The 24,568-nt window shown below is 46.0% G+C and carries 15 protein-coding genes and 1 pseudogene; 8 read left to right on the plus strand and 8 right to left on the minus strand.

Annotation, left to right across the window (positions count from 1 at the left end):
* Positions 1 to 41 precede the first annotated feature (41 nt).
* Both ACLWBB_RS03205 and ACLWBB_RS03210 read right to left on the minus strand, forming a co-directional pair.
* Positions 42 to 500, minus strand: coding sequence for a hypothetical protein (locus ACLWBB_RS03205; RefSeq protein WP_413290120.1), 459 nt, complete (start codon positions 498 to 500; stop codon positions 42 to 44).
* Between the two features lie 81 nt (positions 501 to 581).
* Positions 582 to 2,471, minus strand: coding sequence for an ankyrin repeat domain-containing protein (locus ACLWBB_RS03210; protein ID WP_413290121.1), 1,890 nt, complete (start codon positions 2,469 to 2,471; stop codon positions 582 to 584).
* 190 nt (positions 2,472 to 2,661) lie between these two features.
* Here ACLWBB_RS03210 and ACLWBB_RS03215 point away from each other — a divergent pair, with 190 nt between their 5' ends.
* Positions 2,662 to 3,663 (plus strand): hypothetical protein, encoded by a 1,002-nt coding sequence (locus ACLWBB_RS03215; protein ID WP_413290122.1) that lies wholly within the window; start codon positions 2,662 to 2,664, stop codon positions 3,661 to 3,663.
* Here ACLWBB_RS03215 and ACLWBB_RS03220 read toward each other — a convergent pair whose 3' ends face one another.
* Complete coding sequence (locus ACLWBB_RS03220) at positions 3,664 to 4,473, minus strand: DUF2799 domain-containing protein (protein ID WP_413290123.1); 810 nt, start codon at positions 4,471 to 4,473, stop codon at positions 3,664 to 3,666.
* A 100-nt stretch (positions 4,474 to 4,573) separates the two neighbouring features.
* Here ACLWBB_RS03220 and ACLWBB_RS03225 point away from each other — a divergent pair, with 100 nt between their 5' ends.
* Positions 4,574 to 5,344, plus strand: coding sequence for a hypothetical protein (locus tag ACLWBB_RS03225; protein WP_413290124.1), 771 nt, complete (start codon positions 4,574 to 4,576; stop codon positions 5,342 to 5,344).
* 3 nt (positions 5,345 to 5,347) lie between these two features.
* Here ACLWBB_RS03225 and hpt read toward each other — a convergent pair whose 3' ends face one another.
* The 3 genes from hpt to ACLWBB_RS03240 are packed head-to-tail and all read right to left on the minus strand — an operon-like array spanning position 5,348 to position 7,692.
* Positions 5,348 to 5,875 carry a hypoxanthine phosphoribosyltransferase gene (gene hpt, locus ACLWBB_RS03230; protein WP_413290125.1) on the minus strand — a complete coding sequence of 176 codons (528 nt, stop codon included), beginning with the start codon at positions 5,873 to 5,875 and terminating at the stop codon, positions 5,348 to 5,350.
* Positions 5,876 to 5,888: 13 nt separating this feature from the next.
* The gene (locus ACLWBB_RS03235; RefSeq protein ID WP_413290126.1) at positions 5,889 to 6,674 is read right to left on the minus strand and encodes a uracil phosphoribosyltransferase; all 786 of its coding nucleotides are present in this window, start codon (positions 6,672 to 6,674) and stop codon (positions 5,889 to 5,891) included.
* Positions 6,675 to 6,687: 13 nt separating this feature from the next.
* A complete protein-coding gene (locus tag ACLWBB_RS03240; protein ID WP_413290127.1) occupies positions 6,688 to 7,692 on the minus strand; it encodes a hypothetical protein in 1,005 nt (334 codons plus the stop codon).
* Positions 7,693 to 7,838: 146 nt separating this feature from the next.
* Between ACLWBB_RS03240 and rsmH the strand changes: the two are divergent.
* The 3 genes and pseudogenes from rsmH to ACLWBB_RS03255 form a co-directional block, all read left to right on the plus strand.
* A pseudogene (gene rsmH / locus ACLWBB_RS03245) lies at positions 7,839 to 8,744 on the plus strand (16S rRNA (cytosine(1402)-N(4))-methyltransferase RsmH); the annotation flags it as partial.
* Entirely contained in the window at positions 8,725 to 9,054 is a 330-nt protein-coding gene (locus ACLWBB_RS03250) for a histidine kinase (RefSeq protein ID WP_413290128.1), read from the plus strand. The pseudogene rsmH and the gene ACLWBB_RS03250, both read left to right, overlap by 20 nt.
* A complete protein-coding gene (locus ACLWBB_RS03255; RefSeq protein ID WP_413290129.1) occupies positions 9,055 to 11,019 on the plus strand; it encodes a penicillin-binding transpeptidase domain-containing protein in 1,965 nt (654 codons plus the stop codon). It begins immediately after the preceding gene.
* On the opposite strand, the gene ACLWBB_RS03260 is transcribed toward ACLWBB_RS03255, so the two are convergent.
* Positions 11,000 to 11,674, minus strand: a complete 675-nt coding sequence (locus tag ACLWBB_RS03260) for an alpha/beta hydrolase (protein ID WP_413290130.1) — start codon at positions 11,672 to 11,674, stop codon at positions 11,000 to 11,002. The two genes, ACLWBB_RS03255 and ACLWBB_RS03260, sit on opposite strands and share 20 nt — an antisense overlap.
* Positions 11,675 to 11,710: 36 nt before the next feature.
* On the opposite strand from ACLWBB_RS03260, the gene ACLWBB_RS03265 reads away from it, so the two are divergent.
* The 3 genes from ACLWBB_RS03265 to ACLWBB_RS03275 all read left to right on the plus strand — a co-directional run bounded on the left by ACLWBB_RS03265 (position 11,711) and on the right by ACLWBB_RS03275 (position 15,813).
* Positions 11,711 to 13,195 carry a UDP-N-acetylmuramoyl-L-alanyl-D-glutamate--2,6-diaminopimelate ligase gene (locus tag ACLWBB_RS03265; protein WP_413290131.1) on the plus strand — a complete coding sequence of 495 codons (1,485 nt, stop codon included), beginning with the start codon at positions 11,711 to 11,713 and terminating at the stop codon, positions 13,193 to 13,195.
* Entirely contained in the window at positions 13,192 to 14,613 is a 1,422-nt protein-coding gene (locus tag ACLWBB_RS03270; RefSeq protein WP_413290132.1) for a UDP-N-acetylmuramoyl-tripeptide--D-alanyl-D-alanine ligase, read from the plus strand. Before ACLWBB_RS03265 ends, ACLWBB_RS03270 begins: the two co-directional genes overlap by 4 nt.
* 156 nt (positions 14,614 to 14,769) lie before the next feature.
* A complete protein-coding gene (locus tag ACLWBB_RS03275) occupies positions 14,770 to 15,813 on the plus strand; it encodes a c-type cytochrome (RefSeq protein WP_413290133.1) in 1,044 nt (347 codons plus the stop codon).
* Here ACLWBB_RS03275 and ACLWBB_RS03280 read toward each other — a convergent pair.
* Complete coding sequence (locus ACLWBB_RS03280; RefSeq protein ID WP_413290134.1) at positions 15,810 to 24,560, minus strand: GH36-type glycosyl hydrolase domain-containing protein; 8,751 nt, start codon at positions 24,558 to 24,560, stop codon at positions 15,810 to 15,812. The two genes, ACLWBB_RS03275 and ACLWBB_RS03280, sit on opposite strands and share 4 nt — an antisense overlap.
* Between the last annotated feature and the right edge of the window lie 8 nt (positions 24,561 to 24,568).

A 24,568-nucleotide genomic window follows, 5' to 3' on the forward strand; every position in this document is an offset into this window, starting at 1 on the left:
CGTACTTCTTTTTCTCGCGTTTGGAAAGTTAGCGTTTTAGTTCAGGCGGTCTTAGATTCGAAATAGAATCTCGATTTGTACCATAGAATAGCTGTAACGAGGCCTCCCGCGATAACTAAACCGAGACCTCCGTAAAAGCCGATACTCATTCCCATCTTCAGTTGTTCAGGAGTCAATTTCGATGTTGCAGGATTCTGTAGTGCCGATTCTGTGGCGGAAGAAATAATGTGATTTCCCTTTGTTAATGCATAGGCTGACATTGCAGCAAAATATGTGCATTCACTGATACCGGCAATCCAGCTCCACCACACTCTAAGAACAATCAAAGCTATCAATACGATGCTTATTCCCATGTGAATCAACGTAGAAGAATAGCCTAATTTTTCTATTACCTCTGGCTGTAAGAGTTGAGATCCATATTTGTATAGTGAATAAGCATAGATTGCAAAAAGCAGCTTAACTGAAAGCGGAGATCGAATAATTGAATTAAGATAGTTCATAAGGTTCAGTCTCAGATACTTTATGTCCCAAGTAAATCTGAATCGAAAAGTAATGATTTAAACCTAACCCGCGACGGCGGGTTATTCACACTGTCCTGATTTTGGGACTCCATTTTTCATGGCGTTTTGAATGACGTCTGGAACGACCTCGTTGGCTTTTGTGCGGCGGTAGAATTCTTGGGGAGCCTTCGCGACGAGTTCTTTTGCTGTGAGAGCGCCTTTTGATTTTAGATATGTCATAAGCGACTTAACTTCTGGATTGTCACTTTCTATTCGGTCTTTTAATAGATCCAGAGCTGTTTCCCGACTTCCCGTAAGTGCATTTACATCGGCACCTTTTTCTAAGACAAATTCTATCCAATTTTTGTTTTTGCTCATGACGGCGACATGAAGCGCGGTAAAACCGCCTGAATCAGGTTGGTCGACTTTTGGTTCGGGATAGCCCTCATGGCTTGTATATACGTACTTCCAAATGTCTTTGCTCCAATCCGAATGATCCATATTCTCCAAATTGTATTGAGGGAATTCGGCGCCATTTTCGATAAGTAACTTCACAATGGCCAAATTATTTGGGAAAGACCAGCTCAGCGCTTGTTTTCGATTCCATTTTCCGGCGTCGCCTTTCATGGCACCTCTTTCTATCAATGCTTTCACCATTTCTAGATTGCCGGAAGAAACAACTGACGAGAACAACGAGTTTGAAGAGCCATCAGAACGGAACATAAGCGCGCCCTTGTTCAGCAGCTCTATGACTAGGGCTGTATTCTTATTCTTCACAGCTTGTTGAATAAGAGACACTTCGGAAGGAGTGTCGGCCATCGGTGCTAGCACAGGGATAGATGCATTCGGAGAGCCGCCTTCTTTAAGAAAGCTTCGGACTGCATCTGCAAATTTCTTTTTTTGTGAAAAGACCGGGCAAGTCTTCGAAGTAGTTAAAGCTTTGATTTTTTCTTTTGAGGCGATTCGCTTTTGGGCTCTATAAATTTCAATGTCGGTAAACCGTGTTTTCTTAACAAGCTCTACATATTGGCGGTAGTGGGCTTTTGCTTGGTTAGCTTTTCCCAAATCCCAATAGGCATCTGCAATATTCAGATGACTGACAGCGCGATCAGGGGACATTTTCAGAACTCGGTTTAAAACTTTGACGGCGTCTGCGTTGAACTGTGCTTTTTGAAGAAAAAAGCCCATATCGCCCAACAGTTGAGAACCGGTGCTCGCATCCGTGGCTGCGTTTTTTTGTTCTTCGTTGTAAGCGACGTGGTCCTCGTTGATTTCTAAATCTTCATTTATCCAACGAGAAAGCGGGTATTCCTGAAGGTAAGTACAAACTTTAAGTCCGTCTCGTTCTTTGTTAGCAATATCTCGTATCGAAGAAACAAACTCGAGTTCGTCTTTAGGTTTATCGTACCATGCGACTCGATTTTCGAGATCCCCATAATAACCGCCTGCAGTCATGTCCTCATAGACGGTTGTTGCCAGTCGGTCTGAGGCTTCAAAGAAGTTAGTTTCTGAAAGGGTTTTTGAAGTCCACTTTTTCTTCTCGATCTCAAAATCAGGGTCACTGAGCGTGCAATAGCTACCTTTACCAAGCTTGTGAGTTATTGGATCAATTGCAGTCCAACTCCAAGAGAAGAATTCAAAGTGTTCAAAGCGGCTTTCTACAAGCCAACTTTTAACAACGACATAGTCTTTATATAAAAAAATCTGTGTATTGCGGATTTTGCCGTTGATCTCTGAGCCGAGCTCTTCACTCTCGATCTTTCCACCTTTTTGACTTTGCCAATGAAGCGTAGTGGTTAAATTAGTTCTTCCAGAAAGACAGCAGCTCTCGTCGAGTGAGTAGAAAAGATTCCCGTCAGCTATTTCACCGAGCCTATATTCCGGCAAAAGATCTGGGGGAGCCAAAGGACCCTCCGCCATTTGAGCAAAGGCCATCGACGAAAAAAGAAAGAGAGCGATAAATAGTTTCATGACTACGAATCATAGGGGGGCTATGGGCTTGCCGTCACATAAAAGTGCTTGCTGCGAAGCAAGAATCTAGCTTGTCTTCGAATCCGTGATCTACAAAGAGGCAGGGGGGCTTTTGGCCTTCGCTATACGCGTTTTAAGGCTAGTTTTCTCTGTGCTTTATGAAAGAAGTTCCAACTTCTGGAGTAGTTCTGTGAGTTCAGGTACTATCTATTTTGTGAAAACTGGTTTGATTCTCTTCTCAGTAATAGTGTCTTTGTTAAGCGGACCACGCTCGGTGGCTGCCGATCTTTCCGAGTCGTTTTCTTTGGTTTATAAAACCCCTCTTGCTTTAACTGCAGATGAGCACAATCGCCTTAGAAAGTTTCAGTTTTATTTGGTGCCTGGCATTTTATCCGAATCCTTTATTTCTAAAGACAATCGATCCAAAGTTAATTTCTCGAATTTGACCGAAGACTATTTCGGAGCTCAAGAGAATCTTCTCAAACAAAAATATGGCCTTTTTGCGGAACGTCTTTCTAGCTCTTCACGATCTGTTGAAGAGATTCGCATCAATATAAGAAAAGCGCTAGACGCTGCCAAGACGGCTCAAAAGAAAGCCTTCTTTGTAACTCACTCCCTCGGGGGGCTAGCACTTCTTGAAGAGCTTATCGCTAATCCGAAGGCTCAGAAAGATGTTGGCGGGATTCTGTTTTTGCAAAGCCCTTTTAAAGGCACTCCGGTGGCTGATTTATATTTCGAGTATCCTTACCTTTTAGGTCTTTGGATGAAGCCGGTTTTGCCATTAGTAAATACCACCGAAGAAACTCTTCGTTACTTGGGGACTCGCTCACGCACTCAGTTTATGAATGAAAATGCTCCGGCTATACAAAAGCTGGTTGCGGGCCTTCCGATTCTGACAGTCGGAGGTGTCGCGAATGGACATCGCAGTCTATTTTCGCCGTCGATAGATATCTTAGAAACAGGTTGTGTGAAAAGTGTGTTTTCGTTCTGTGTAACGATCAATCTGTATGCTGGGCCTTACTCTAAGAGTGACGGCATGGTTCCGTTTGAGAGTTCTCGTCTTGAAGGAGCGGACTTTGTCCGTCTTGAAGGAGTCGATCACGGTGAAACAGTGGTCGGGATTCCCTTTGAAACTTTCAACAAGGCCGATCTGACTCTGGCCTTGTTGAAGTTAATGATTCCAAAATTATAATTACTGTTGTTGATCCAAGCTTGGCAATTCTGCCTTATAGTTCGCAATTTCATCGACTTTCGTTTGACGTTCGCGCTCGATAGAGGCGATGTCGCTTTCAGCATTTGAAACTTGATGTCTTGCCGTAGAAAGATCCGAAGACAAAGCAGAGATACGACCGTCCAAGTAGCCTTGGGCAGCAGTGTTTGTCTGTGGAGTAAAGTTCTTTTGAGTTTCTAAGCTCGACATCTGGCTTTGCAAGCTGCTCAAACGGCTTTGACTGATGCTAAGCTCAGTACGTTTAGAGTAAAGCTTGGTCTCCATTTCACGCACATCAGTTTGGCGTGTTTCGATCATCGTCAAAACATACTTTTTGCGACCTTTGCGGTATTCAACCAAGAACGCTGGTTCTAATTCTTTCGGGCAAACATTTTGATACTTTTTGCCGGAAGCTCCTGCATTTTGACCATTGGTTTTTGCGCAGTAATCAGTGATGCCTTTTCTGTAGTTGTTCAAAAGAGAATTGATTTCAGGTCCTTCGCAAAGATCGCGAGAGAACACGTCGCCTTTTTTACCGGTTTGGTAGCTGTTGTCAGCCGTGCAATATCTTTGCATACCGTTTTTAAATCCCAAATCCAATTGGGATTCTTGAATGTCAGCTTCGACTTTACGGCATTCGCCGACAAGCTTGTCTGAATTTAACCATTCCCCACGAAGGGCAACGCTTTTTCCGTGTTCAAACCAGTTCACGGATTCACATTCTTTTTTCTTAAAATAGCTCGCACAAGCGACCAAGTTGAAAGCCACAATAGCAAATAAAAACTTCTTCATTTTTAAATCCTCTTAGAGTTTTGCGGTCCTTCTATTTAAAGCATTCAAATGCTTCCGAGTCTCGCGTTGACACGACCGCAAAATACTTTAGTCTGTGGTTATGATTCTAGAATGGCTGGAATATCTCCGAACAAAAAGCACCAAAACCGCCAAGGATTGGGGCTACGTCTATCAGAATATCTCATTGAAATTCCGGTCTCGCCGCTGCGCCAAAGCCTGGAAAAGCCATAATGAAAACTGCCGTGAGTTTGTCCGGGGGCATTTGGCAAAAACCCAGCCTAAATCAATCGTAGTTGTCGGTAGCGGACTGTTGCTAGAAGTCCCCATAGAGGCCCTTTTGGCGACAGCCGAGAAGGTGTATCTGGTTGACCTGGTGCATGCCCCAGAGATTCGTCGACTGGCTGCAAAACATCCTCAGATCGAATTAATTGAAAGAGATATCTCGGGACTTTTGGGACTTCTGAAAAAAGGCACGGGTCCTTTTCAGCTTAAGAACATCCCTTGGAAGCAGCTCCCTGTCTGGGACTTGCCAAAAGTGGATTTGATTATTTCCGCAAACCTCTTGTCGCAAATTCCGTTGATGATATCAGAAGCTTTGCCAATGACATCCGAGACGTATGAAAAATTCGCGCGCTCGGTGCGGGATCAGCATATCGAAAGACTTTTCGGACAGTCTCAAAAGGTTTTGTTGTTTGCGGATTTCGAAACTCGTTACATCGGCCACGACGGGCAGAGAATTAAAACCGAAATGTACAATGTGAATTTGCAGGATTTAAAATTTGATCGAGAGTGGATCTGGGAGATCTCTCCGTTCGGAGAGACCTCGAAGGATTATAAAATCGAAATGCTAGTACGTGGGTACTATTCCTAGAGCTTATTGGAAATTTTGAACTTGGCCGATGAATGGCAAGTTTCTGTAGTAACCTTGGTAATCCAAGCCGTAACCAACAACGAACTCATTCGTGATTTGGAATCCGACATAGTCCAATTTGCAAGGTACTTTCAATGCTTCTGGTTTTTCAAGAAGAGCAACCGTTGTCAAAGAAGCGGGCTTTCTAGAAAGAATAGAATTTTTTAGATAGTTCATAGTGATGCCAGTGTCGACGATGTCTTCCACCAACAAGATATGTTTGCCTTCTACAGGATGAGCTAAATCCAAAGTTACTTTCACTTCACCAGAAGAAGTGTTGCCGTGATAGCTAGATACGCCGAAGAATTCGCAAGTGATGTCAGCGTTAATTTCGCGGATCAAGTCAGAGTAGAAAACAAAAGAGCCTTTCAAAACACAAACGGCAACAACTTGTTCGCCTTTGAATTTTTTGGTGATTGCGGCGCCAATTTCCGAAACTTTCTTTTGAAGTTGTTCTTCGGTGATATAAGGCTTGATTTGAAGTTGTGTCATGTTCTGCTTCCTTTTAAACGAAGGAGTTATTCATTATTTCGCCAAAACCACCGCCACCTGGAACAATGTAATCTAGATCGTTAAGACCCTTTTCTTGGTCCCAGTGTTGGCCTGCGGGAGACCTTAAAACTGCCTTATCTGAAAGCCCTCGGTCAAGCCTCAAGGCATAGATCACGACGTCAGGATGTGCGGTCAGAACGTTCTTTAGATATTCGGGTGTAACAATAAGATGGAGCGCGATAAACTTCTTCGCGGTACCTTGAACCTTCTGCTTGTAATAGTTGATAGAAGAAACCAGGGTGCTGCCCGTAGCCCCCATAGGGTCTGGGATCAGCACGTGGGCTCCGTCCACATCTCCGCCGATTTTAACGGACCCTAGATGCGTGCCGGTCACGTGATGATCAAGATCAGTTATGCGGGCAGCAAAAATATGATCTTGTCGGATGTTCTGTGGTTCTAACGCGAAATGAAGGAAGTTATAACAAAGATGGCTAGGAAAAGTTCCTGCACGGGCCAGGTTCACGCAGACGGCTTTTTGTTTTCTTGCAGTGCGGGTGCCTTCGAGTTCGATTCCCGGGTGGGCTTCAGTCATACGCGTCGGGATTTTGAAGGCTTCTACGTCAAATTCATTGGTCACAACCATGGAAATCAAATGCGTGTAGAGGATTTCTACCAAACTGTTGATTTGTGGTTGAAAGGTCTGCGGAGAACACAGCTGCGCTAAAAGTCCGCTTAAAAACGGATTATCGACCAAATGGACGCGGGGGCCATAGTGATGAGTGATTTCTTGATATTGCATGGATGGCAATATCTTAAGGTTTTTTCTCAAATTCAATGAAAATGACGAATTCAGATTGCTTGTTTTGGAAGGCAGGGGATTTCAAGATCGTAAAAGGAGGCGCTTTGCTAGCAAGCTCTTCTTCGTGAGCAATCACGGTTTTGCGTGGCAGGACACCCGCAATGAAAAAGCCATAGCCTGGGCCCAATTCAAAAATAGCTGGGAAGGAATTCTTTTGAACACCCGCGTTTTGATCGACAGCGGCAAGGCCACGGGCCTTCTCAGCATCGAACTCGCGCAGGCTGCGGACGATTTCAAGGTTTCCACGGAAGACATTGTTATCAGAGTCAGTGAGTTCGATGAAAGTGCTGAGTCCCAGGTCTTCGTCGAATTCAGGATCATGAATACCGCTGAACCATTGCTGATTCTTCACGATCACTTTCTCTGTTTTTTCAAGAATGCGAATTTTTAATCCCGGAGCTGTAATGCGTTTCTGCATATCCGGAAGAATACCAGCCGTATAATCTCCGAAAGAGTTGAATTGTCCTGTCGCTTGGCTTTCTTGATAGAGGCGATCTAAAGCAGCGCGCGGAACCTCGGCATAATAAATATAAGCTACGGGACCTGAAGTCGGCGCCGCTGCTTTCGTTGCTGTGGTTGGCGGAGGAGGTGGTTGTCCACCGGCCATAGCCCCAACGGCTACGGCGGGGGCATCGACCTCAGGCTCTTCGTTGTCAGAAACTTGCCTATCAGCAGGTGTTGTAGCAGTGCCCTCAGAGTTTTTGGTGCTGGCAATTTGCAACGTGCCTTTGAGGAATCTTACTCGTTGGGCAAGATCGACATTGTCTTTTTTGTAGAGAGTACCAATCGAGAGGCCAATCAAAATCAAAGCGATGCCCAAGTACAGAAGAGGATCTGTCAAATAGCGAATCAGCGCGGATTTACGAGGAGGCTTGAAGGTCTCCATATCGACACCGCATTGTGCGCAGTATTTATCTTGGGGTTGCGAAAAACCGCAACGTGGACATTTGACTAGCATTATTAATAGCTTAAATCATAGGCTCTTGACCCACAAACAATTTGTTCATACCTTGGGAATCACAGAGAAAATTTTCAAATTAGGACATCGACTTGTCAGACTCCAATACCCCTCAAAATAGCCCTTTTCCTGATCTAACGAAGGTCGAGTTCTCTCCGGAGCATTATCCTGTCATGGTCACAGATGTGCTTCAGGCCTTCTCTGTTTTCAGAGACAAAAAAGACATTCGTTATTTCGATGGGACCTTCGGGCGCGGCGGTCACTTGCGCGCGGTTTTAAGTAACTTTCCACAAGTGAAAGCTGTGGTAATGGACCAAGATGACACCGCTATTAAGTTCGGTCACGAGAACTTCAGGACCGAGGTCGAGTCTCAGCAAGTACGCATAATTCATGGAAATTTTGCAGAGTTTCCTGAGCACAATCTGGGTTCTTTTGATATGATGTTATTAGATCTGGGGGTTAGTTCTCCTCAGCTCGATAAGGCAGATCGGGGATTTAGTTTTAACAAAGACGGTCCTTTGGATATGCGCATGAATCAAACCACAGGCATAACGGCGGAATATATTTTGAATACGGCGTCAGAGCAGGAACTCAATGATATGTTTAAGGAGTATGGAGAAATCTATAAGCCTTTCCGCGTAGTGCGTGCAATTGTGCACGATCGTAAAACCAAAGCTTGGCAAAGCACCAAAGAATTAGCAGGCCTTATTGAGCGTGTTGAAGGTTGGAGACACAAAGGTTTCCATCCAGCGACTCAGTACTTCATGGCTTTGCGTCTGCGGGTGAATTCCGAATTGGAAGTTTTAGAGCATACACTCCCTGCGATGATGAAGTCCCTGAAGCCCGGTGGACGTTTGTGTGTGATCAGCTTTCATTCTTTGGAAGACCGTATCGCAAAAACTATTTTTAAAAGTAATAAAGAATTGGGTGAGCAAACCCATAAAAGAGTTTTACTTCCCACTCAGGATGAGTGCGATAAAAACCCACGCTCGCGAAGTGCGAAGCTGAGGGTGTTTGAGAGGAGAGTTCAGGATGAGCTCGCGAAATTTTAGACAGTTAAAACCATTTTTTAGTGTTTTAATCGTCATCTTCACTTTTTTCTCTTTAGTTTTCTTGCAAATGGAAGAACGTCGTTTGGGTTACAGCGTTTTGAAGCTGAGCCGCGAACATAAAAAGATTCTTGAAGAAAAGCACGTTAAAGAAATCCAATTGGTCAAAGTCACGCGCCCTCAGCTTCTAGAGAGCATGGCTCATTCCAAATTTACTCTTAAGAAAATTCAAGCGGATCAAATCATTCATTTGAGTGGAAGTACTGCAGTGGCGAACGAGTCAGCTTCGCCTGCGGGCAAAAAGGAGCTCTAGTTGAAATCCCGTATTATCTTGGTTTTTGCCGGTGTCATGGTTCTTTGGGGCGCATTGATTTTACGTGCGGCCTATCTTCAGTTTTTGCCGAATGAAAAACTTCAATCTTTGCAAAACCGTCAATTTCAGACGGTGGTGACTTTGCAAGCTCGTCGTGGCGCGATCATCGATCGTAACGGTCGTGACTTGGCAATGTCGGCAACAGCATACTCGCTCTATGCTGATCCAAAAATCTTGGAAAAGAAAAAACAGTTGGCCAAGAATATCGCTAAAGAACTTGGCGTTAGCACGGAGAGTGTTTTCAGTAAGATCAAAGATTCCAACAAACGCTTTGTATGGATTCAACGTCTGATGGACGAAGAAAAAGCGAACAAGATCAAATCTTGGAATATTCGCGGTCTTTCTTTTGTTGAAGAGTGGAGACGCGTTTATCCGAATGAAAGTCTTTTAGCGCACACTTTGGGATTTTTGGGCAGTGAAGGACAAGGGCTTGAAGGTTTAGAGAAATCTTTCGAAACAGAGCTTAAAGGCAATAGCAAAAAAGTTTCAGTCCGCAGAGACGCTCGTGGTCGTCCTTTGATCGCTGATGGGTTGCTCTTTACTGAAAATCCAGATGGGAATGAACTCAAACTGACTGTCGACTCTGACATTCAGTACAATCTTGAAAATGAATTGGCTCAAGCCGTTGCTAACTTTGAAGCGGATTCAGCAGTAGGCGTGATTTTGGATGCGCAAACATCTGCGATCGTCGCAATGGCAAGTGTGCCGACATTTGATGTGAATAAGGCGATGAAAACAGCGCCGGAACTTCGCCGTGATAAAGCTGCGACCGACGCATTCGAGCCTGGCAGTACTTTAAAGACCATCGTGATTGCATCGGCCCTTCGCCAAGGGAATATCGCTCCGAACACCAAGTTCTTCTGCGAAAATGGTTCATTCAAGGTCGGTGATAAGGTCATCCGCGAAGCAGAAACTCATGAGAACTTCGGAAATTTAACCGTGAGTGAAATTTTGGCGGTGTCTTCGAATATCGGGACTACGAAGATCGCATTCAAAATGGGAGACGACAGTCTTCGCCAAGGTCTTTTGGATTTTGGTTTTGGTAATAAGCTGGGGTCTGATCTTGCCGGCGAAGCGCGTGGGACAGTACAAGCTTTGCCTTGGCGTCCGCATTTGCTCAGTAATATTTCTTTCGGTCACGGGATTGCGGTGACGCCGCTACAACTGGCAAATGCGTATGCGGCGATTGCTAACGGCGGCGTATTGAATGCGCCTTACATCGTTCAATCTATTCGTGACAACGAAACAGGCCAGGTTAAAAACATCGATCCAAAACCGATCCGACGTGTTTTAACTCCTGAACAAGCAAGCCAAATGAAGATGATGTTAAGTGCAGTGACTACGGATGGCGGTACGGGTAAAAATGCTCGCGTAGATGGTTTTATCGTCGCTGGTAAAACAGGAACTGCGCAAAAAGTGAATCCGAACGGTCGTGGTTACATCAAGGGTGGATATATCTCGAGTTTTGCGGGATTCATTCCATCGAATAATCCAAAGTTTGTGATTTATGTAGCTGTGGATCATCCACGTAAAGCATTCTATGGCGCGCAAGTGGCAGCACCGATCTTCTCGCGTGTAGCCTCTTATGCTGTTCGTAAAGAAGGCTTGGCGCCAGTGCTCTTATCAGAGAAAAATCTTCTTCCAGAAAAACGCAAAGCGATCAAGATGGATGGTGAAAAATCACGAGGTCTTGCCGCTGTGACGGAAGGGGACATCGTAACGACAAGTTTGGACTTGGGTGTTGTACCTGATGTGACAAACATGACGTTGCGCGAAGTCTTGCGCCGCTTCTCAGGAAAAGAGATCAGCGTGAAATTCCGCGGTCAGGGGCTTGTCAGTGGTGTAGAGCCCCCAGTAGGAGCTCCGCTGCCTGACAGCAAAGAAATTACAGTGATTTTGCGCTAATCTGTTGGTCGATATAAGCGCCGACTTTTTGAATGATCTGAGGAGGAATTTCATGTCCTCCTTGGAAACCAAGACAGCTTCCTTTCATTCCGCCTTGATTTAAAAAAGACTCTAAGCGACGTGCGCCTTTGACGTGTAAAACTTGATCCAATTCGCCATGGGCTTGGAAGAATTTTTCACCTTTGCGTTTTTCGACTAAGGGCTTCAATTCCTCTTTGTTGATCAAAGACCCAGACAAAAGAATGAGTCCTGCAGGTGTTTCTGGAGCATTTAAATAAATGTCCGTTGCCAACATGGCGCCCTGTGAGAAACCGCCAAGAATAATTTTGCTCCAAGGCACTTTAAGCTCTTCGATCATGTTTATGAGTTCTCGACGGGCTTTTTCGAGGCCATCAGGTTTTGTTGTGCTGATATCTTCGATTGGCAAAGTGCTCAGAGCCAGCGACCACCAAGCTTTTCCGGTCCATCCGGGACCGATTGGCACATCTATGAGGCCCTGCGGAAATAACCAGTTAATTTTTTTTGAAGTGGGGATGTAATCCTTCAGCGGCTCTAAATCTGAAGCATCTGCTCCATATCCGTGAATGAGAATGACCCAAGGCGCGTTGTCGTCATGATATTCGTCGAGGCAATATACTTTTGCGAGTTTTCTCATTTTAGGATAATGTGTTTCTGAACAATAAAGGTCAACATGAAGCTGCAACATTTATTTTCTATATTTCCAGGAATCCCGGAGAATTCATTTTCTCACGTGGAAGTGAGCGAAATTTGCTATGACGCTCGCAAGGTGGTTCCTGGCGCAGTATTTGTCGCTATTCGCGGATCCAAAGCGGATGGGCATGATTTTATTGAAGACGCGATTTCTAAAGGAGCGGCAGCTCTGGTTTTGGAAGATCGCTCTAAAATTCCAGCAAATTTTTCTGGTTTTGTTTTGCAAGTACCAAACTCGCGTCAAGTTTTGGATATTTTAGCGAGTCGCTTTTATTGGGATCCGGGTCGTGATCTTTTCTGCGTTGGTGTTACAGGCACTAACGGCAAAACTTCTATTACTTACATGGTAGAATGTATCTTGGATTACGCTCGTATGCCTGTCGGCGTGATTGGAACTGTTAATCATCGTCTTGGCGAAAAAGTTTGGCCGTCAGAGATGACAACTCCAGATCCCGTAAATCTACAAAAACGTATGAATGAATTCCGTCAAGAGGGCGCTTCTGCCGTTGTGATGGAGGTTTCAAGTCACGCCTTAGAACAAAAACGTGTCGACAGCGTGCCGTTTAATTCTGTAGTTTTCACCAATCTGACCCGTGACCATTTGGATTATCACGGCACGATGGATGAGTATTTCAAAGCAAAACAAAGACTGTTCACAGATCTTCTTTGGAAGACCAGCAAAAGTCCTTGTTTTGCTATTATCAACACTGATGACAAATGGGGACGCCAACTGCGTGTTGCGGATCCTGCAATCTTGTGGACGTATGGACATCGTGAAGGCGATTTCCAATACGAAGTCATCAAAATGGATTTCACGTCGACTCTTTTTAAAGTTCAAACACCAGCTGGCGAGGGTGAAGTTTATTTACCAATGTCTGGAACTCATAATGTGATGAATGCACTAGCTGCAATGGCGGTGGGTATCTCTGCAGGGATCCCATTGCAAACTTGTATTGCGGCTTTGAAAACCTTCACTGGAGTTCCTGGGCGTTTACAGGCTGTGAAAAACGACAAAGATCTTTCAGTGTTTATTGATTATGCTCACTCACCGGATGCGCTTGAAAATGTTCTAAGTGCCTTGATCCGAGTGCGTGAATCCATGGGGTCTTCGGCAAAAATCTGGACGGTGTTTGGTTGTGGCGGAGATCGTGACAAAGGCAAACGTCCATTGATGACTCAGATGGCTTTGCGATATTCTAATCATGTTATTATCACTTCGGACAACCCACGCACGGAAGATCCTATTCAAATCATTCGTGACATGACGGATGCTCTGCCAGCGGGCGAGCAATATAAAATCCAAGTGGAAGTTCAAAGAAAAGACGCGATTCAAAAGGCAATTCGCCAAGCAAAAGCAGGCGATGTGATTTTGATTGCGGGCAAAGGTCATGAAGACTATCAAATTATTGGCCAAGAGAAATTGCCATTCAGCGATTTCAAAGTGGCGGAGGAGTGCTTGAAATGAGAATCATGGAATTGAAGGACGTTCTTGCGGCAACAAAGGGACAAGCCCTCAGTGATGTGAATCAGAAATTTCAAGGCATCGGCACAGACACTCGTCAATCTCTTCAAGGACAACTTTTTATCGCACTTAAAGGCGAAAGTTTTGATGCGCACAACTTTGTTGATAAAGCAGTGGCTCAAGGCGCGGCTGGCATCCTCGTTCACGAAAAAACACCGATGATCGAAAGCTTGAAAAGCAAGACTACGGTGATTTTGGTTTCAGACACATTGAAGGCTTTGCAGAATCTTGGTAACTGGGCCCGTAAAACTTCAAAGGCCACTATTATCGGCATCACAGGTTCTAACGGTAAAACGACGACCAAAGAATTTACCGCAGCCGTCATTGATAGTTTTAAAAGTGTTCACTACAGCAAGGGAAGCTTCAACAACCATTGGGGCGTGCCATTTACATTGCTTCAGTTAGATCCGCAAAAAGAAGTTGCCGTTGTCGAGATGGGCATGAATCATGCGGGCGAAATCACAGAATTGGTTCACATTGCAGAGCCTGACGTCGTTTGTTGCACGATGGTGGGTCGTGCTCACATTGAGCACTTTGGCACAATCGAAAAAATTGCCGAAGCCAAAGAAGAAATTTACGAAGCGGCTTCGCCAACAGCGACTCGCGTGTACAACCTCGATAATCCTTTGACTCACAAAATGTATGAAAAGGCTCAGAAGAAATTTCCACAGGCGAAGCTTGTGACTTTTTCATCAACGGATCCTAAGGCCGATGTTTATTTGAAACTTGATGCTATGGGATTGCAGAGCCTGACGGTGAGTGGTCACATCCTAGATGAAGATGGCACAGTCACCGTTCCAGTTTTTGGTGCTCAGAATTTAACGAACTTGATGGCAGCCGCTGCGATCGGTATCGCGACCGGGTTGGATCCTGAACAAGTTTGGCAGGGCCTTGGTCACTGCAAAACTATCTGGGGTCGTAATCAATTGTTGGATCTAAAATCCGGCGCGCAAATGATCTTTGATGGTTACAATGCGAATCCGGATTCTATGAAAGCCTTGTTGGACAATGTGAAAATCCTCAGTACCAAGGGCCGTAAAATTGGCGTATTTGGTGAAATGCTCGAAATGGGATCTCTTGCAAATTCTTTGCATGAAGAGTTGGGCGAACTTGTTGGCAAAAGCGGCTTTGATAAAGTTTATTTCATCGGCGCAAGCTTTGGAGCCTTTGAAAAAGGTCTTAAAAAGTCGGGTTATAAAAATCCTGCGAACATCGCCGGAGATTTCAAAGACGAAACAGCTCGTGAGTTTGCAGGTGACCTTCGCTCGGGCGATATGGCTATGGTGAAGGGGTCTAGAGGCATGAAGCTAGAGCGTTTTGTGCTTCCGTGCGAGCCCAAAGATTTCAGTCTGAACAAATAGCAAAATCGAACATCCGTTCTACATGAGAATCCGTGTGGTTTCTGAGTGCCTAGGCCTCACTTCCAAGTCGAGAGTGTCTCATCTTAGTCTGGCTGAGCTAATTTTTATTTAGCACGTCCCCGAGTTGCCACATAATAGTGGAATCCAGGGGGATGTATGAAGCGTACGTTAGGTGCCGTCGTGGTCATCGCAGGTCTTGCGGGGCTCGTCTTAAACTATCAAGCTTGTGGTCGTGTTCCAGTTGCCGATTTTGGACAAGATTTGAATACTGGCAATTTGGATCTAGGAAGTAATGGCGATCCCAATGCTGATCTGAAGTCGCAAGCTTTGCATGTACTAACTCAAAACTGCGCGGGCTGCCATGATGCCAATAACTATGGCGGTACTAACCTGACTTACGCTGACGATCTTAACAAACTCGCTGTATCCAACTACGTAGTGCCTGGAGATCCTGAATCATCGCAACTTTATTTGATTATCCAAGGTGGTATTATGCCGCCGGGGTCGCCATTAGCTGCTGAGCAAGCTGATATCATTGCGGAATGGATTGCATCTTTAAGTCCGGGTTCGGTTCCGACACCAACACCGACACCAATGCCAACAGCAACACCAATGCCGACGGCTACTCCGCGTCCTTCAGTGACACCGATGCCAACGGCGACTCCTCTGCCGACAGCAACTCCACGTCCAACGGTCACGCCAACGCCGACACCAACACCGCGACCTACTGCTACGCCAATGCCTACAGCGACACCTCGTCCAACTGTAACTCCGACTCCTACGCCGACGCCACGACCAACAGTGACGCCGACACCGACTCCAACTCCGACACCACGTCCGACGGTAACGCCAATGCCGACGCCGACACCTGCACCTACACCAACTCCACGTCCAACAGCGACGCCAACACCTACTCCGGCACCTACTCCAACTCCGACGCCAGATCCGAACATTACATATACTGCTATCTACAATAATATTTTGAAGCCACGTTGCGTGGCCTGCCACGGTACTTCAGGTGGATACAGTTATACGACTTATGCAAATACGATGAAGTCCGTAAATACTGCAAATCCTGCGGGTAGCTTGCTGTATAGAATCACTCAAAGCGGTTCTATGCCAAAAAGTGGATCAGCGCTGACTCCGACGCAATTGGATCAGATCCTCAGATGGATCCAATCGGGTGCGCCGAATAACTAGTAAGTGATTTCTCGGGGGCTTGGTCTGATACGAGAGCCTCCGAGTGTTACAACAATCGAGTGGGTTCTACCATCGTCGACAAGATGAATGCTAGACCCACTTTTCATTTCTTCTCCGTCCACCAAAATACTTTTGACTCCGTTGGAATAAGAGCCCGGGTTCTCTACTAGAATCTCATACAACGAAGACTTATGACGGTAGTTAATCTTGAATTGTGCCCAGTCTGGTGAGATCTGCGGATTTATTGTCAGCTCATCTCCTTTAACTCCAAAACCGAGAATGTATTCAAGACCTGCTCTGTACATCCAGCCCGCAGAACCCGTGTACCAACTCCAGCCGCCACGGCCCGCATGTGGGGCTTGCGAATATACGTCTCCGGCAACAACGTAGGGCTCGATTTTGTATCTTTGCGCGGCTTCTAAAGTAATGCCGTGGTAAATCGGATTGACCAGATTGAAAAGCTCTTGGGCTTTGTGACCGTCTTCTAAGAGTGCAAACGCAATAATACACCAAGCGGCGGCATGAGTGTATTGCCCGCCATTTTCACGCACTCCAGGTAGATACCCTTTGATATAGCCAGGATCCAAAGGCGTTTTATCAAAAGGAGGAGTGAAGAGCTGAATGATTTTCTCTTGTCGACGTACCAGCAATCGATCCAAAGCCTGCATCGCATGGCGAGTACGTGCAGGATCGCCAGCGCCCGAAATCACGGCCCATGTTTGCGCCAAAGAATCTATTCGGCATTCGCTACTCTGAGCCGAACCCAGTGGAGTCCCGTCGTCATAGTAAGCACGGCGATACCAATCTCCATCCCAACCGTGAGTTTCTAGAGCTTTCTTCAGACTTTCAGTATGATGGGCCCATTGAATCGCTCGTGTGCTGTCGTCCCGGGATTCTGCGTGGCGAACGAAGAGTTGAAGATTGGTGTATAAGAACCATCCCAACCAAACACTTTCACCTTTGCCTTCTTTACCAACGCGATTCATGCCGTCGTTCCAGTCGCCACATCCGATCAGGGGTAGACCATGAACACCCACTTTCAAGCTGCGATCTAAAGCGCGGGCGCAGTGTTCGTACAAAGAAGCTGTTTGAGTTGAGACCGTTGGAGTATAGTAAGAATCCTCTTGGTCAGGACGTAGTGGCGGGCCTTCCAAGAAGGACACTTCCTCTTCAAGAATCGAAAAATCTTTGGTGACATCTATATAGTAGCTAACGACGTATGGCAGCCATAACAAATCATCCGAGAAATGAGTGCGCACTCCGCGACCCATCGGAGGATGCCACCAGTGCTGAACGTCGCCTTCGACAAATTGGCGACAGGCTGCGCGTAGAATATGAGAACGAACTTCATCCGGAGCCATGTGCACTAAAGCCATAGAGTCTTGGAGCTGATCGCGGAATCCGTAGGCGCCGCCAGCTTGATAGAACGCGGAACGGGCCCAATAGCGACAACTCATGTTCTGATACAAAAGCCAACGATTCAGCAACAGATTCATAGCTTGATCCGGAGTGTGTACTTGAATCTTTTCAAGCCACGCATCCCACTGACGAGTAACTTGTAGAAGCATCTCCTCTGGTTTTTGATTACGTAGCACCGTCAGAATATTGCGAGCTTCTTCGCGGCTTTCGGCTTGCCCAAGTACAAACGGAATTTCAAGCGTTTCACCGGGACTCATTGTCACTTCAATATGAAAAGCACCGCATGGATCAAGCGCTGCGCCCACATGATTGGAAAGGCCCGTGCCACGCACGACGGCATAAGGTGAAGCTAAAGAACTATTGCGTCCGATGAACTCGCGACGGTCTCCGGTGACGGATTGTTTTTTACTGTATAAGAAACTTGCAAAGGCCACGCGATGGCCGAACTCGTTGCTTCGAGAATTCAATGCAAAGAGAGCGCCGGTTACTTCATCCACTTCCGTGATCGTCAAAGGTGCTGTGACTGCGCGTGCAAAGCCCAAAACCCATTCTACATAGGAATAAATTGAAATACGGCGTTTTTGTGAAGAGCGATTTTCCAATTTTAACAAAGAGACCTTTACTGACAGATCTAAAGGAACAAACTGCGTAAGCGTACTATAAACCCCATGAGAGAGATGCTCAAACGTGCTGTAGCCTTGTCCATGGCGAGCAATGTAGGAGGCCTCTTCCAGGCGAATTGGCAGAGCTGTCGGACTCCAAATGCATTTTGATTCGTGATCATAGAAATAGAATGCTTCGCCGCTAGGATCACAAACGGGATCGTTGGACCACGGCGTGATTTGATTTTCACGACTGTTCATAGACCACGTATATCCAGAGCCGCTTTCAGAGACCTGAAAACCAAAGTTGCCATTTGAAATCACGTTCAGCCACGGAGTGGGAGTATTTTGCGAAGCTTTGTTTAGAACTACGACATATTCTCGGCCATCCGGTGTAAAGCCACCAAGCCCATTGAAGAACTCAAGTTCGGGCATTTTAAGCAGAGGCGCTATTTTGTGACGATTCACACTTGTTGCAGGCGCTGGTGGATTGGTCGGGTGAAGCATCCGGTTCACCAAGTCAGAAAGACTTCCTTGTTTGGCAGCCAGTGTGACACGAGCTTCGGCGTAGACCGCCAAACGTTCTTCGGTGGAAAGTAGGTCTTCGCGAAGTAAAAAGACTTTTCCGCGAGTTTGATGCAAAGGCGGAGGAGCAGCAACTGTTCCCATATGAACGAGGGATTCCAAAAGACTATGCAGTTCTTGACTGTAAGAAGTACCTTTTGCATTCAGAATGACAAGATCCACCACCACATTTTTCAGAGACAAATATTCCTGTGCTTTTAATAGTTGGCGCACGACTCCGCGGTCTTCCCAGTCTTCAATACGAACTGCGATAATCGGGAAGTCGCCCGAGATTCCTTGGCTCCAAAGCTGAGTGATGTCTTTTACATTTCGTTTAAGGACAGCACCAGAAGGGCGTAGAGATGAATCCAGATATAACAGACGACTTGCCAAGCGCTGAAAGAGATGGGCCTCTTCCGGTTCTATATTTAGATACTGCAATTTTACTTGAGCTTGACCCCAAGCCAGAGTGGAAACGCGTTCATAGATTTGCGGTTCGTGATAGCTTTCAGCTAAATGCAAAACTTCTTCCCGAGTGTGACCCGCCATCATAGAGAACGTGATTACAGAAGTGCTTCCAGGTTCTAGGCGGATTCTGGTGCGTAAACTAAAAATAGGATCTAAAACAGGTCCCAGTGTTTTGGAAAGTTTTTGCCCGTCAAAAATAGCCTCTGGATTACGGATATTACGACCTCGTCCTAAAAACAGACCGCGATTGGTTTCATATTCGACGTCACCGACTTGATGGTGGTCGGCTTGAAGTACATGGGCTGCCCAGAATATTGGATCTGTCGATGAGCGAGGACGACGTTGGGCGATCAGGGTCTCAATTTCTGGAATAAACTCAGTTTGTACAAATAAGTTCGAGAACGCGGGATGTGCGGTGTCTGCCCCCGGTGTGTTAAGAACTATTTCCGCATAAGAGGTAACTTCGATTTCGCGCACTAAATCGCTATGATTAGTCAGCGTCAGCTGTCTCATTTCAGCGTTGCTTTCCGGAGAGACGAAAATTTCCAAGCGTGAATAGATGTCGTCCTCTTCGCGCATAAACGTGACACGATCTTCAGCGAAAGAGACCTCATAGTAATCGGCAGGTGTGCCAAGTGGCTGATAAGTCGGAGACCAAACTTTTTGACTGTCTTTGTCTTTTAAAAAGAAGTAGTGACCCCAACGGTCTTGAGTTACATCTTCACGCCAGCGAGTAACCGCGTTCTTTTGGTAGTGGCTATAGCCCGAACCCGCCGCGGTGATCATTACTGAATATTGACCATTAGAAAGAATCTGAGTGCGAGGAGTCGGTCTGTTCACGCTGTGATAGAGACGGCTGACGTTAGAAACTTCTTCACGCACAAAAGCAAAGTGAGGGGCTTCGGTGGTTGGTATAACTCCGACAACTCGTGGCGGTCTTTCCTGCAGTAGAATTTCTGTGGCCTGAACGAGAGGTTCCGCATGGAAAAAACGGCAGAAAAGATTCTCTTTAAATAGATTCGTAATCGCCACCAAAGACATGCCTTGGTGATGGGCCATATAAGCTTTCACGACAGAGTAACTTGTATGGGAAGGCAGCCGAGTAGAAGTAAAGTCAATAGCTTCATAAAAACCATAAAGACCGCGTGCTCCGAAGGTTTCTAGGCGTCGTAAATTACTTGCAGCAAGAGAAGGTTCATACATGGCGGCTAGAAGTGTTGCATACGGTGCAACAACTAGATTCGTGCCTTGGCCACGTTTCAAAGATAAATCGGGGATCCCAAAGTTGGAGTACTGGTATGTTAGATGCAAATCACGTTTATTATAGGCGGATTCAGATACACCCCAAGGAACCGATCTTTCTTCGCCGTACTCGATTTGTCTTTGAATTACTAAATCACAAGTGCGCTTGATGAGGCCTCCATCCGGAGTGTTCATCACCAGCGAAGGCATTAGATATTCAAACATGGATCCCGACCAGGAAACTAAAGCGGCACCCCCGTTAACTTCCGTAAGACTTCGCCCTAAGTGAAACCAATGCGAGACCGGGACATCGCCCTTGGCAATAGCGATAAAACTTAAAAGGCGGGCTTCAGAGGCTAGAAGATCATAATAACTTGGATCCAAGGTATTGTCAGAGACCCGCATCCCAATGGAAAAGAGCTTGCGGGTTTTATCAAAGAGCAAACTGAAATCCATGTCTTGAAAAAGCTGATAAGACAGCGCTTGTGCTTGATGGGCGCGATCAATAAGCAATTGAGCATTGGTAATGCTGGTTTCGAGACGACGATGAAGTTCTTCTATATAGCTAAGAGTCCCCGTCGAGAGCAATGGGTAGGTATTTGTAAATGCAGTCAGTTTTTCGATGATAGTTTCACAGAATAACGGAAGATCTTGCAAAGACACGCTTTGACGTAAGAGCTGTTGAATTTCAGTCCAGGATTTATGCTCTTCGGGCCTTTTGGTACCGGGAAGATCTTTCCAAGAGTATTCAATCCATGACATCAAAGAATGAAAATCAAGGCTGATATTGATGACGTCAGTTTGAACGGCGTGGGACCAGGCGAGAATCTCGTAATCAGCAGGTTCTTTAAAAATGCGTCGGGCTTGTTCGTGCATGTGATGGGCAGACTCTTTGAGCTCATGCCAATAGGATTTTTCTTCAATCCGCCCCAAAGATAGTATCAGGGTTTTCTCAAACAGGTGAATGCTTCTTAAAAGTTCTTCTTCGTCGTAGGTTTTGGTGGGTTTATTTTGTAACTGCTGATTCACGTAACGTTTAAACAAGGCGAAACTGTCTTGAATACCCTTTGGCCAGTGGTTCAACTCTATTTTTTCGCTGAGCATTTGGCGCACACCTTGAGCGACGGCGATCAAGTGACCGGCCAGATTGCCGTTATCAACAGAGGAAATATAACGAGGTTCTAGAGGGTGAGTGGTGGTGGTTTCGTACCAGTTAAAAAAATGACCGTTAAACTTCGGTAACTCATCTAAACTTTTAAGAGTGACTGCCAAGCGATGAATCGCATCATGTAAACTAATCCACGAAAAATTCTTTGCGGCTAAGACTGAAAGTAAATACAGACCGAAGTTTGTTGGAGAGCTTCGATGTGCAATGACGTGATCGGGTTCTTCTTGAAAATTATCCGGCGGTAAGAAGTGGTCTTCGGCTTTGACAAAACGCTCAAAGAACAACCAAATTCTTCGCGCTGTCATGTGCAGGGTCTCGCGATCAACGAGCGACATCGGGCGAAGGGTGTCCTCTTCAAGTGGATGACTGATCCAATACGCATAGAGAGGTGACAAGAGCCATCCTAAAAACAATACACTCGCAAGTATAAGACTGTAGGGTGAACTCACTGCCAGCAATATTATTGCAGCGATCGTTAAGTAAAGACCGCCACGCATCCCTAGAAAGAAACTTCGGATATGAAGATTGGCTGCCGCTTTGGCCTGAGCCGCCGTCGTCCATTCAAGAAGATTTTTATGGCTTATGAAAAGGCGATGCAGGGAACGACCAATGGCATCCACTGCGATCCAAACGTGAAAAGGCAAAAGCATTAGATTCATGCCGGTTTGTTCAAGTCCTTGAACAAGATCTTCGCCCACAAAGTAAAAGTGCTCGGACCAGCGGACACTTCGTTTCTTAGAGGCAAGATCAAAAATAAAATTCAGCAATACCGGAATACCCAGGGCGGCCACTGCCAATAGTGACCATGCAATAATGGAAGGGGTTGGACTGGTCAGTGCTAAAACAAACAGGGCAAAGATTCCAGGCGCCATTAACGAGCGTCGTAAGTTATCCAACATTTTCCATCGACCGATGACAGAAATCGAAAAACCACCTCGGCCGAAGATCCACGGAAGAAGCTGCCAGTCACCACGCATCCAGCGGTGGTTGCGTAAAGCCGCTACTCCTGAGTGACAGGGAAAATCCTCAAAGAACTCCACATCACTGAGAAATCCGCACCGTGCGTAGTTTCCCTCGAAGAGGTCATGGCTTAAAAGACTGTTCTCGGGCACTCTTCCAGAAAGTGCCTTATGAAAAACCGGTAAATCATAGATTCCCTTTCCAGTAAAAGACCCCTCATTAAAAAGATCCTGATACACGTCAGAAACGGCAGTGGCATAAGGATCAACGCCACCAGGACCTGCCGACAATCTTTGATAGATAGTGCCTTCATGAAGTGGCGGCAGCGTCGGAGTCACGCGTGGCTGTAAAATTCCATAACCTTCAGTAACACGTCCTATTTCAGAATCATATTGAGCGTGATTTAAAGGATGGGCTAGCGTGCCGACTAGTTGAGCTACGCATGCTTTCGGCATTCTCGTATCTGCATCTAGAGTAATGATGTAGCGAACCCCTGATGGAATTGGCAAGTTGCCACCCGATAAACTGATGAAACTGGAATCGCTACGTCCTAGAAGTAGTTCATTGAACTCATGAAGCTTTCCGCGCTTTCTTTCCCAAGCTATCCACTTTTCTTCTTTGGGATTGAAAAGTCTTTTACGATGAAAAATGTAAAAGCGAGGATCTCCACTTAGCGATGGCCCGTATTTCTTATTGAGGACTCGTAGTTTTTCAACCGCATACTCAAGCAGCGGCATGTCCGTCGGAAGAGTTTCGGTTTTGGCATCTAGCCAGTCCGTCAGCATCGCGAAATGCACATGCCCTGAGGGGTTCGCCAAATAGTGAATCTCGAGCTGTTCGAGTTGTTGATCAGTGGCTGCATTGCTGGTCAGAAAGCAAGGAACCACCACAAAGGTTTTGAATTTTTCGGGAATTCCGTCTTCTAAATCCAGGCGTGGTAAATGTTGGGGGCCGAGAAGGGCGACGGTGACTCGGTTGACGATAGCAATTGCGATTTCAGAGGCCGGTAAAAGGCCCAATGCAAAGTAAGCAAAGGTTTCAATCTGCGAAAGACCTAAAGAGCGAACCGCCAAGAAAGGCAAAGACAATATCAACAGGGTCAGAAACAAAATACTGCCAAGGTAAATCTCGGTGCCGCTTTCAAGATAACCTTTTGCCAGAATTTCTGAAAAGCGGGGGCGAAAACGGATTTCTTTTTCGAAAGACTTTCGGCCTTTTGAAATTAAATAGTAGCCGGGTTCAGACAAACGCGGATCATGAGCGACCTTGGGGCTTTCTGTGATGGCAATCAACTTTTCAGCGACTTGAACCTGCGTCAGCGGTGAGTATTTTGCCAGATGTTCTAAGCTATGGCGATAGCGGTCGCGTGTTGCGAAGTCCATGGACGGATATACAGAGTTTCTTTTTAAGACCGCATCGACCTGACTGACATCTTCAAAAAATTCCCGCCAATTAAAGGCTGAAATCAACCGCGAGCTTGTGATGATATTGCGAACCGTGGCATTTGCCGCGGTTTGATTGGCGTGTTCTATGGTAACGGCACTGTCTGCCGTCAGATTGTCTTGTTCCAACCTTTGATCAAGCCAATTTAGAATCGGCTCCACTTTAGAGTCTTGAAAGCGCAGTCTCTGAAGCAAATGGACAGCTAGCCAGATTGAAAACGGCGTTTTTTCGAGCTCTGCTAAAATATCCATCGTGGGGCGTGGAGCCTCGGGACTAAGTCCCAAGACTTCGTCAGCAATGGCGTCCGCTTTTTTGCGTGCTCTTTGCGAACCTACAATCCGGACGGCAAGTCTTCGCAGGTTCTCCATCATCACCAATCGCAGAGTGATAGGAACCGCCCAGAGCTCGCCAATGGTGAGTACTTCCGCTTTTTGATAAGCCATCAAAAAGCGCTTGAGAGAGTCCGTATCAATGTGACTGTCAGTGTGAGAAATATAAAACCATGCAATGCCATACACACGGGGATATCCTTGCAAAGGTCCCTCTTCTAGCTTTGGCAACTCTTTGTAAAACTTTGGTGGCAAGTGGTCATGAGCATCTTTAAGTTGTGCTCGCACAATATGAAAGTTGTCGATGAGCCATTCTCCGGCAGGTGTAATGGCCCGGTGTGCAGCGACCGCTTCAAGCACCTCTTGATAGGCTTTTTCTAAAACGTCTCTATTTTCATTGATGCGATGACTGAGGGCGCGTCCCTTGCGAGGATCTTTTAAAAGCGCATGACTGCGCGCCAAAGCCTCGGCATTGCTTTCGAGCCGGGGCGTACTGAAACTCTCACCACGAATGGGGTCTTCAAACGTCCGAAAAGAACTTTCAATATTCATCTTTTGGT

Source organism: Bdellovibrio sp. HCB337 (genome assembly GCF_047302465.1).
GTDB lineage: Bacteria > Bdellovibrionota > Bdellovibrionia > Bdellovibrionales > Bdellovibrionaceae > JACMRP01.

Excerpts from the sequence above, each read along its gene's own strand:
- ACLWBB_RS03225 (WP_413290124.1), top strand. The coding sequence starts at position 4,574 with ATGATTCTAGAATGGCTGGAATATCTCCGAACAAAAAGCACCAAAACC.
- ACLWBB_RS03265 (WP_413290131.1), top strand. The coding sequence starts at position 11,711 with ATGAAGCTGCAACATTTATTTTCTATATTTCCAGGAATCCCGGAGAAT.
- ACLWBB_RS03220 (WP_413290123.1), bottom strand. The coding sequence starts at position 4,473 with ATGAAGAAGTTTTTATTTGCTATTGTGGCTTTCAACTTGGTCGCTTGT.
- ACLWBB_RS03250 (WP_413290128.1), top strand. The coding sequence starts at position 8,725 with ATGAGCTCGCGAAATTTTAGACAGTTAAAACCATTTTTTAGTGTTTTA.
- ACLWBB_RS03280 (WP_413290134.1), bottom strand. The coding sequence starts at position 24,560 with ATGAATATTGAAAGTTCTTTTCGGACGTTTGAAGACCCCATTCGTGGT.
- ACLWBB_RS03210 (WP_413290121.1), bottom strand. The coding sequence starts at position 2,471 with ATGAAACTATTTATCGCTCTCTTTCTTTTTTCGTCGATGGCCTTTGCT.
- ACLWBB_RS03235 (WP_413290126.1), bottom strand. The coding sequence starts at position 6,674 with ATGCAATATCAAGAAATCACTCATCACTATGGCCCCCGCGTCCATTTG.
- ACLWBB_RS03205 (WP_413290120.1), bottom strand. The coding sequence starts at position 500 with ATGAACTATCTTAATTCAATTATTCGATCTCCGCTTTCAGTTAAGCTG.
- ACLWBB_RS03260 (WP_413290130.1), bottom strand. The coding sequence starts at position 11,674 with ATGAGAAAACTCGCAAAAGTATATTGCCTCGACGAATATCATGACGAC.
- ACLWBB_RS03270 (WP_413290132.1), top strand. The coding sequence starts at position 13,192 with ATGAGAATCATGGAATTGAAGGACGTTCTTGCGGCAACAAAGGGACAA.
- ACLWBB_RS03275 (WP_413290133.1), top strand. The coding sequence starts at position 14,770 with ATGAAGCGTACGTTAGGTGCCGTCGTGGTCATCGCAGGTCTTGCGGGG.
- ACLWBB_RS03240 (WP_413290127.1), bottom strand. The coding sequence starts at position 7,692 with ATGCTAGTCAAATGTCCACGTTGCGGTTTTTCGCAACCCCAAGATAAA.
- hpt (WP_413290125.1), bottom strand. The coding sequence starts at position 5,875 with ATGACACAACTTCAAATCAAGCCTTATATCACCGAAGAACAACTTCAA.